Raw genomic sequence first — 9,091 nt, forward strand, 5'->3', positions numbered from 1 at the left:
GCTATGAATCGGATATCTGATTATTTGCGTGACTACTGGCAATTAGAGCAAGTTTCAGTCACTAAAAAAGTCAATGGTTTTGTCTTTTATTTACGAAAGATACCTATTATCGGGAAATTCATACCGACTAGTTTCTATCAAAGCTATGAGTTGAAACAGATTTTAACTGTTATTGGTTTGATAATGGAAAATATTCGTAGTATTCTTGCAAAGTTTTTGTGGTTAGCATTTTATTATGGAGCGGCTATATTATTGAACGGAGAAAGTTTGTCTTCTGGTAAAGCTTTTACTAACCAAACCGGCAAGCTTGGCTTATTTTTGTGGTTAATGATAGTGGTCGTTTTATTTAACTTTTATGATGGTTTCGTTATTTCAGGAGAAAAGCGGATTGTTGAATTTATTGAGCAGTTCCAGCGTCCTAAGCTGAGGATCATTCGTGGATATAAATTAACCGATAGCTTTATTCATGGATTAAGATATCTTCCTGCTGCCATTATTTATGGTTTTGTTATTGGAGAGCCAATTAAAGTAACATGTTTCATTTTGTTAACGTATATTGGTTCTCGTTGTTTTTATCTTTACCTAGGTAGAATGATTTTCACTTGGCACTTATCAAAACGTCAGCGGTTGATTTTGGGTAGTGTAGTGACTGTTGCTGTTATTAGTAGCGCAGTGATTCTTGTTTGGAAAGAATTAGCAGTGGTTCTGTTAACTGTTTTCCTTTCTTGGATTGGAATTACGATAGCCATCATTTTTCTTATCTGCAGTTGCTATGCTTTATTGCACTTTAAAAAGGAAATGGACTACGTCTTTTATTGGAGTGAGATGACTACTTTGTCAAATGTTGCTAGTCAAGAACTCGCTTCTGGTAAAAGTTATCTTAGTGACGGATTAGCAATGCAGAAAAAATTAGTGATGAACCAAGAGGAACGATTTGCTCATTTAGATGGTAACCAATATCTGAACGCATTATTATTTAGTCGATATCGTAAAATACTGAACAATGCTTTTCGATTACGTGTGTATACGATAGCAGCTTCATTAATTGTCGTCGTTATTCTTAGCTTCTTTGATGTTAGGAAAGTTTTGACTGAAGAAGATATGACAAGAACGTTAAGTCTGCTGTTTTTTATCATGTATGTCATGAGTTTTGGAAAGAAAGTCGTCCAAATGGTCTTTGTTAACTGTGACGTAGCAATGCTTTATTATCCATTTTATCGTGAAGCAGGAACAATCATTCGTGGATTTAATTACCGTTTCAAACAGACTTTTTTCTACAATGGCTTATTATCAGTCGGAATTTTCAGTGTGTATCTTCTGTTATCTGTACTTAACGGATTCTTTTTATCTTGGACTTTTTTTGGTGTTTTAGCTTTGCTGTTACTTGCATTATCTGCATTATTTTCATTCCATGAGTTATTTGTCTATTATCTGATTCAACCATTCACTAGTGAGATGGAAGTGGTCAGTCCACTATATAAAATTATTGCCATAATATTTTACTGGATAGCTTATGGGAATCTACAATTAAAAGTATCAGGATTCTTTTATGCGATTATAGTGTCGATAGCTTGCTTACTATATGTTGGAATTGGCTTCTTAGTCATTTATAAAAAAGCACCTAAAACGTTCAGAATTAAAGATTAATTCCAAATAAATATAAATTTATGAGCAAAGAGGTTGCTTTTGGTTAGTACGCATGGTATAGTAAACAAGTAATTTATTTTGAAACGTAATTTGAGCTGTATGGCACATTATACAAAACTCCTTTTGCTTATCAACAATTAATTGCAACAAAAAACGTACTTGATACGTAATTAGGAGGAACTATAATATGAATAACGGTACAGTAAAATGGTTTAACGCAGACAAAGGTTTTGGATTTATCACTGGTGAAGATGGAAATGACTTATTTGCACATTTCTCAGCTATCCAAGGCGAAGGTTTCAAAACTTTAGAAGAAGGTCAATCTGTGACTTTTGATATCGAAGAAGGTCAACGTGGACCTCAAGCAACTAACATTGTAAAAGCTTAATTATTACATTGACTGTTAACCGTCTCATTTGAGACGGTTTTTTTGTCTTCGCTTTGACTGGATGGTTTTCTCAATCTACTAAAAAGTAAGGCATTGCAACGTATTATTTATGGTAACATTTCTTTTATTGAACAAACGATAATTTTCATCACTAATTGCGCTTTTTTTATAATAACCTATGTTTTTTTGTTATAATAGATGTGGCTCAAAATAGTTAGCTACAATTGAAAGCAATTTGAATAAAACGGTTGTAGTTCGGGAAATAGGGGGAGAACATTTTGGGAATACCTAGTTTCATCATTTTGGCTATGATCGTTGGACAGTTAGCAAGTATGTTATTTGTCTTAGGCTATTTAAATGATGAATTAACAAATAAAAAATATCTATTGTTTTGTGTTGGAATCATGATAATTTGTATACCTACATATATGACATTTGATGTGGTTTCTACTGGAATGTCCTGGTTGTATATGTGCGCTACTTTGCTATATTTCAAACGGGGCTATTATTGGTCTTTCTTTTCGTCATCTTTATCTATTTTATTGTATATTTTTGCTGATAATTTGTTTGCTACTGGGCTTTATGCATTTGGAATTGATTCTGATACACAAGTGAACCAGATTCTTCGTTTGGTAATCAATACGCTAATTTACTTTTCATTAGCTTGGGTCTTCAAAAAATTTATTATCAAAAAATATTTGAGTAATGATCTCATCTTGAAAGTTAGTACAACCATCGTAACATTGACGTTTATGATGTACTTTTCTCTAATCGTAATTGATCGCTACCCCTCATTAAATGAGTACTTTGGACATGCAAATGCATTTTTTATTGTTTTGTACGGAATATTATCTGCATTGATTTGTTTTTCAATCATTTTCATCAAGCAGGCTGAATATGAGGCACGAGAGCAAAGAAACCGAATGAATTATTTGATTGACTATAGTGAACAAATCGAAAAAAATTATTCAGAACTTAGAAAGTTTAAACATGATTATAAAAATATCCTGATTTCCTTAGAAGATTATATCGAAAATGATGATGTAGCTGGTTTAAAAAACTATTTCTATTCTAGTATCAAAGGAACTGGGACGATCTTTGATCAAGAAATCTTGAAAATGGCATCCGTTAGTCATTTAGAAATTCGTGAAATCAAAAGTATTATTATCAGCAAATTGTATAGTGCATATGAACAAGGAATTCACGTCAATATCCATGTGCCAAAAACAATTGATAAGGTTTCAGTTCCATCGCTGATTTTAGTTCGAATGCTGGGGATTATTTTAGATAATGCGATTGAAGAATCACAAAATGTTGACGACCCCGAAATTGAATTAACAGCAACCATTCATAATCAGGCTTGTTTGTTTATCATTAGCAATCGCTGTCGAAAGGAAATCCCTAAACTACATGTCTTGAAACAAGCGAACTTTTCTACCAAAGCAGAAAATCGCGGAATTGGTTTAACAAACTTAGATGAACTGGTTCAATCCCAACCAAATGTGTATTTAGAGACAAAAATTGAAAACAATCAGTTCATTCAAATCATTACAATTTTCACTGACCCAATGTAAAACATTAAAAAAGTGCGCACTTTTTCTTAAAAATGGAGCACTTTTGATTGTTTAAGGTCTATATCACTTTTCTTATTATAATTTTTATAGCTAGTAACAAATTATATTGTTGCTACTTTGATTATTAGACTAGGGGTGGAGAAAGATGATGAAAAAATTTTCAAGTGTGAAGTTTCAAATGTTAAGTATGGTATCTGCAGTTGCATTGGTTGCCTATGAAGTAGCTACTACAAGTGGTATTTGTTTGCTAATGACTTACGAACCAAAAATGCCTGAAGCGTTGAAAAATGAATTAGAAAAATAATTATCATTAAGAGCTTTTCCTATTGAAGTGAAGAGCTTTTGTTTGTAATTGTTTTATCGACATAGCATTGTCAGTCGACAGTGTTATGTCTTTTTTTATGAGCTTTTAATTGGTGTTTGTTAAGCATTTTTTGTGATGGGTTGTCTTTTTCAAAATAGTGTTTACTATAAATGTAGAACAGTTGAACTATTTGAGAATCATTTCACAAAATAAATAAAAACTATGATACAATAATTTACCCAGGGCTATAATAATTGGGGACGTTTCGCTTAATAATAAAGCGGTAAAAATGAGAGATAAAGTGGGGCGATAGCTGTGTTGAAAATCTTTGTTTGTGATGATGAAACAGTTCATAGAAATCGAATTACCAAAATTGTAAAAAACTATCTAATGATGATGGATTATGATATAGAATTTGCCATGGAGACTCCTGATCCTAACGATGTTTTGAATTTTATTCGTAAAGAACGAACAGAAGGACTCTATTTTTTAGACATCGATCTTAATGCCGAAATGAATGGGATCATGTTAGGTGCAAAAATCCGTGAATATGATCCAACTGCTAAAATTGTTTTTATAACTTCTTACAGTGATATGGCTTATTTAACTTTTGTTTACAAAGTAGAAGCTATGGATTACTTAGTAAAAGACGATTTTGAAGAACTACAGAAAAAAGTGATTAGTTGCATAGATACTGCGATGCAACGTTATATGAATACAGAACTACCTAGTCGCGAACAGATTCGGATCAAAAGTGGTGTGCTGGACATCAAATTATTCGTGGACGAGATCTTATTTTTTGAATCGAGCCAAACGCCGCATAAGCTGATTATTCATTTGGATAACAGAATGGTTGAATATACTGGAAAAATCAAAGACGTTGAAAAATTCAGTCAATCATTTTATCGCTGTCACCAATCTTATGTAGTAAATGTAAACAATATCAGTCGAATTGACAAAAAGGAACGCGTAATTACAATGGTCAATGATGAAGAATGTCTAGTGTCTACACGTCACTTAAAAAAATTAGTTGATCGTTTTAATCAAAAATAACTTTAGCACTTTTGTTGAAATAACTAGCACTTATGAGTTTGCTTTCTCTCACTTTCAACTCCTTATATAATCAAGGTCAGGGGAGATGAAAATATGACAAATGAATATGTTTCGCTAGAAGAGAAAATAGCAAAGAATTTAAGTCAAAAACTTGGCTCAAGTTTAAAGCTATCTGAACTTGAAACTGCAAAAATCGAGTATGGTCTTTCGACATTACTTGTTGAATTAATTAAACTTGTCTTTATTTATGCTGTTGCGGCATTCTTGCAAATTGTTCCAGCGGTTATTGTTACTCACGTTACGTTTTTTGCCATTCGCCGAAATTCTTATGGCTATCATGCAAGCAAAAGTTGGTTATGCACGATCCAAAGTATCTTTTTATTGGTGATTGTGCCATTCATTGCTATTTTTTTTGATATCACCGTTAGCAGACTTGTCTTTTTAAGCGCTGCGGCATTCTTGACAGTAATTATCGGAATCAAAGGACCAGCAATCAATCCTAAGCGTCTAAAAGCAGGGATTGAGAAAACACGAATGAAGGCGATCCTCGTAAGTATAGTAATTTTATTCATTGGCATAGCGATTCCTAGTGATTTTTATCGGACGGACATCCTATTAGGAATGATTAGTGCAACAATTCTTTTATTCATCAAAGTTAAAGAGTCGTAATTTAAAAAGTTACCTTTCAAATTGAGAGGTGGCTTTTTTTTAATTCTAGTTGTGTTTAACTTAAGACAAATAAATTGCAATTTCATTTCAATCCGGCTATTATTATCTCGAATTAGAGATATTTACTATTAAATAAAAGGAGGTGGGAAAATGTCACAAACAACTCAGGCATTAAATGCGTTTATTGGTTTATTACGTGTAAGTGGGAAACTAGAAGCTGTAGTGAAAAAGGATGTTAAAAATTATGGTTTGAATATTACCGAATTTTCCGTACTTGAGTTTCTTTACCATAAGGGAAAGCAAACACCACAAACAATCCAAGAGCGGATTTTGATTGCTAGTAGCAGTACAACCTATGTGATTGATAAATTGGTAGCAAAAGGTTTAGCCGAGCGTAAAACGAACCAAGCGGATCGCCGTGAAACATATGTTGCGATTACTGATTCTGGCTGTCAACTAATGGCTGAAATTTTCCCACAACATGCGGCAACAATTGGTCGATGTTTCGAAGATTTTGAATTAGACGAATTATTACAATTAGAAAAACTATTAAAAAAAGTAAAAGATAACTGACAATAAATAAAATTATGGAATGAGGAAATTTAAAATGAATATACAAGATAAACCTTTAGGAATTCATCACGTAACTGCAATGACAAGTGATATTAAGAAAAATTACCGTTTCTTTACTGATATTTTGGGGATGCGTCTGGTGAAAAAAACAGTAAACCAAGATGACATCCAAACCTACCACACGTATTATGCTGATGATTATGGTACACCTGGAACAACTATGACATTTTTTGACTTCCCTAATAATCCAAAAGGGAAGAAGGGAACGAATTCGATTTCAAGAATTGGTTTTCGTGTTCCCACTGATGCAGCATTAGAATATTATCTACAGCGTTTTGATGAATTTTCTGTAAAACATGAAGAAATTTCTGAACTTTTTGGTAAGAAGATTTTACGTTTTTGGGATGAAGATGAGCAAGCTTATCAATTAATTTCCGATGAAAAGAACAAAGGTGTTCGCCCCGGGACACCTTGGAAGAATGGACCAGTTCCAACTGAGTTTGCTATTTACGGTTTAGGTCCTGTCGAAATCACAATTTCTTACTTTGATGATTTTCGTGCACTTTTCGAAAATATTTTAACCTTTAAGGAAATCGCCGTTGACGGTAACCGTCATTTGTTAGAAATCGGCGAAGGAGGGAATGGGGCACAAGTTATTTTAGTAGAAGATACTACTAGCCCTCAGGGACAACAAGGCTTTGGCGAAGTTCACCATGTCGCATTCCGTTTAGCTGATCGTAGTTCTTTGAAAGTTTGGCAAAAGATTTTTGACGACCTAGGGTTACCAAATTCTGGTTATGTTAACCGCTATTATTTTGAATCGCTATATGTTCGCTTGGGACACATTTTAGTTGAATTTGCAACGGATGAGCCAGGATTTATGGAAGATGAACCTTATGAAACTTTAGGCGAAAGCTTATCATTACCACCATTTTTAGAAAATCAACGTTCATCAATCGAAAGCGCGATTAAACCTTTTGATACAAAGCGTTAACAAAGGAGAATTCCATGCAGCCATTGAATAAAATTCATCATTTTTCTGCAACTGTTGCAGATTTAGATCAAACACTTCACTTTTATCGTGATATTCTGGGCCTCCGATTAGTGAAACAAACTGTTAATTTTGATGATCCAGATAGTTACCATCTTTACTTTGGAAATCATGAAGCAGAGGTCGGTACAATTATCACTTTCTTTTCTTGGAAATATGAAACAATAGGCAGAGTAGGAAGTGGCCAAGTGGGAACGATGGCTTTTCAAATACCACTAGGAAGTATGCGTTATTGGCTTAGTCGTCTAGAAGACTTTTCAATTACTACGCAACAAACAGATTTATTTGGACAACCAACAATTGAATTCAATGACCCAGATGGTTTGACGATAGCTTTTGTTGAAAGTCAAATAACTTCGGAAACACCAGCGATTCTTAGCTTGTATGGTGGGGTACTACTTTCTGCAAATCCCCAAGCAACCGTTCAGTTATTGACTGAAGGATTGGGCATGACTTTAGTACGTAAATCAGCTTTTGGCTACCATCTTATTTTTGGTGAAGATAATGAACAACAACTAATTGTTCCTAAAGAAACTTTGGCTCCTGGTAGATTTGGTCCAGGAACGGTTCACCATATCGCATTTTTAGTCGAAGATGATTCATTACCAGATTGGAAAACAAGATTGCAAGAAGCAAAATACGTTGTGACAAAAATCAAAGATCGAAAATATTTCCAATCAATCTATTTACAAGAACATGGAAATGTTTGGTTGGAACTAGCAACTGGGACACCAGGCTTTACAGTCGATGAACAGCTGGAAACACTTGGGGAAGAATTCATGTTGCCCGATAAATTTTTATCACAAAAATCAGAGATTTTAAAACGGCTACCCAAATTAAATGTGTTATAAAAGGAGAATGAAATGATCCAAAAGTCACCTTCAGAGTTAACTGAAAGAGAAAATTATAAATTACTGATTGGTTCAATCGTTCCTCGGCCAGTAGCTTTAGTAACTACGCGTTCTAAAAACGGAAGTGTAAATGTTGCACCGTTCAGCTATTTTTCTATCGTCAGCTCAAACCCGCCAATTGTTTCACTAGCGATTCAGCGAAAAACGAGCAAACTAAAAGATACAGCCGCCAATCTATTAACTACAAAAGAAGCTGTCATCCATATTTTAGATGAAGATAACGTTGTCGATGGAAATCAAACAGCGGCAACATTACCAAAAGAAGAAAGTGAATTATCACGAACAACTTTTTCGATAGATGATGCCCAAACAGTTGGAGCACCTGTTCTTAGAGAATCGAAAATTCGTTTTGAAACAGAGCTCTATCAACATATCGAAATCAAAGAAAAGGAGCAGATCACTGCAGACTTACTTTTATTAAAAATCAAGCACTATCAAGTGGATGAGTCAGTCTATGATGAGGGGCGTATCTTAATCGAAAAGTTAAAACCTGTTAGCCGTTTAGCCGGCAATAATTATGCTAAAATAGGAGAGATCTTTACCTTAGTTCGCCCTGATTGATTTCGAGTGGGAAGAGAGAAGAATTAATTATATAGATTAGAGGGGTTTATGATGTTAAAAATTACTTATAAAACTGCGGTCGATGCCAATAAAATGACGAAAGAATATGCTAATCCAGCAGCTTTCTTGCATGATCAATATCTAGAAGTACCACCTTTACAAGATTACTACCACGTGGTAGAAGCGATGTTGGATGGTCAAGTAATCGAGTTGAAAGATCAAACAATTGGTGGCTTATTTAATCAATTGAATCAAAAATAAAAGGTGAGGTTGGCGCTCTAAACGTTTCGCTTCAAACAATAAGAAATTTTTCAAAAACTAGCTTCCTAAGATTTTTATGAAAAGAGGGACTGTGACAAA

11 protein-coding genes are annotated in these 9,091 nt (G+C 34.0%); all 11 read left to right on the plus strand.

Translation table 11 applies throughout. The features are described 5' to 3' along the window. Positions 1–3 precede the first annotated feature (3 nt). The 11 genes from DOK81_RS07080 to DOK81_RS07130 all read left to right on the plus strand — a co-directional run bounded on the left by DOK81_RS07080 (position 4) and on the right by DOK81_RS07130 (position 8,992). On the plus strand, positions 4–1,647 hold the full coding sequence (locus DOK81_RS07080; protein ID WP_206909630.1) for a hypothetical protein: 1,644 nt from the start codon (positions 4–6) through the stop codon (positions 1,645–1,647). 187 nt (positions 1,648–1,834) lie between these two features. Then, entirely contained in the window at positions 1,835–2,035 is a 201-nt protein-coding gene (locus DOK81_RS07085) for a cold-shock protein (protein ID WP_067481945.1), read from the plus strand. A 278-nt stretch (positions 2,036–2,313) separates the two neighbouring features. Then, the gene (locus DOK81_RS07090; protein ID WP_206909632.1) at positions 2,314–3,609 is read left to right on the plus strand and encodes a GHKL domain-containing protein; all 1,296 of its coding nucleotides are present in this window, start codon (positions 2,314–2,316) and stop codon (positions 3,607–3,609) included. Between the two features lie 145 nt (positions 3,610–3,754). Beyond that, positions 3,755–3,913, plus strand: coding sequence for a cyclic lactone autoinducer peptide (locus DOK81_RS07095; protein WP_206909633.1), 159 nt, complete (start codon positions 3,755–3,757; stop codon positions 3,911–3,913). A 315-nt stretch (positions 3,914–4,228) separates the two neighbouring features. Beyond that, on the plus strand, positions 4,229–4,966 hold the full coding sequence (locus tag DOK81_RS07100; protein WP_067481947.1) for a LytTR family DNA-binding domain-containing protein: 738 nt from the start codon (positions 4,229–4,231) through the stop codon (positions 4,964–4,966). Positions 4,967–5,059: 93 nt separating this feature from the next. Next, on the plus strand, positions 5,060–5,635 hold the full coding sequence (locus DOK81_RS07105; RefSeq protein ID WP_206909635.1) for an accessory gene regulator B family protein: 576 nt from the start codon (positions 5,060–5,062) through the stop codon (positions 5,633–5,635). A gap of 150 nt (positions 5,636–5,785) precedes the next feature. Continuing rightward, entirely contained in the window at positions 5,786–6,208 is a 423-nt protein-coding gene (locus DOK81_RS07110) for a MarR family winged helix-turn-helix transcriptional regulator (RefSeq protein WP_206909637.1), read from the plus strand. Positions 6,209–6,242: 34 nt separating this feature from the next. After that, positions 6,243–7,202, plus strand: a complete 960-nt coding sequence (locus tag DOK81_RS07115; protein ID WP_206909639.1) for a ring-cleaving dioxygenase — start codon at positions 6,243–6,245, stop codon at positions 7,200–7,202. A 14-nt stretch (positions 7,203–7,216) separates the two neighbouring features. Next, positions 7,217–8,110, plus strand: a complete 894-nt coding sequence (locus tag DOK81_RS07120) for a VOC family protein (RefSeq protein WP_206909642.1) — start codon at positions 7,217–7,219, stop codon at positions 8,108–8,110. Positions 8,111–8,122: 12 nt separating this feature from the next. Further along, positions 8,123–8,731 (plus strand): flavin reductase family protein, encoded by a 609-nt coding sequence (locus DOK81_RS07125; RefSeq protein WP_206909644.1) that lies wholly within the window; start codon positions 8,123–8,125, stop codon positions 8,729–8,731. Positions 8,732–8,782: 51 nt separating this feature from the next. Then, positions 8,783–8,992 carry a hypothetical protein gene (locus DOK81_RS07130; protein WP_206909646.1) on the plus strand — a complete coding sequence of 70 codons (210 nt, stop codon included), beginning with the start codon at positions 8,783–8,785 and terminating at the stop codon, positions 8,990–8,992. Positions 8,993–9,091: the final 99 nt, after the last annotated feature.

Source organism: Enterococcus sp. DIV0660C, from assembly GCF_017316125.1.
Classification (GTDB): domain Bacteria; phylum Bacillota; class Bacilli; order Lactobacillales; family Enterococcaceae; genus Enterococcus_B.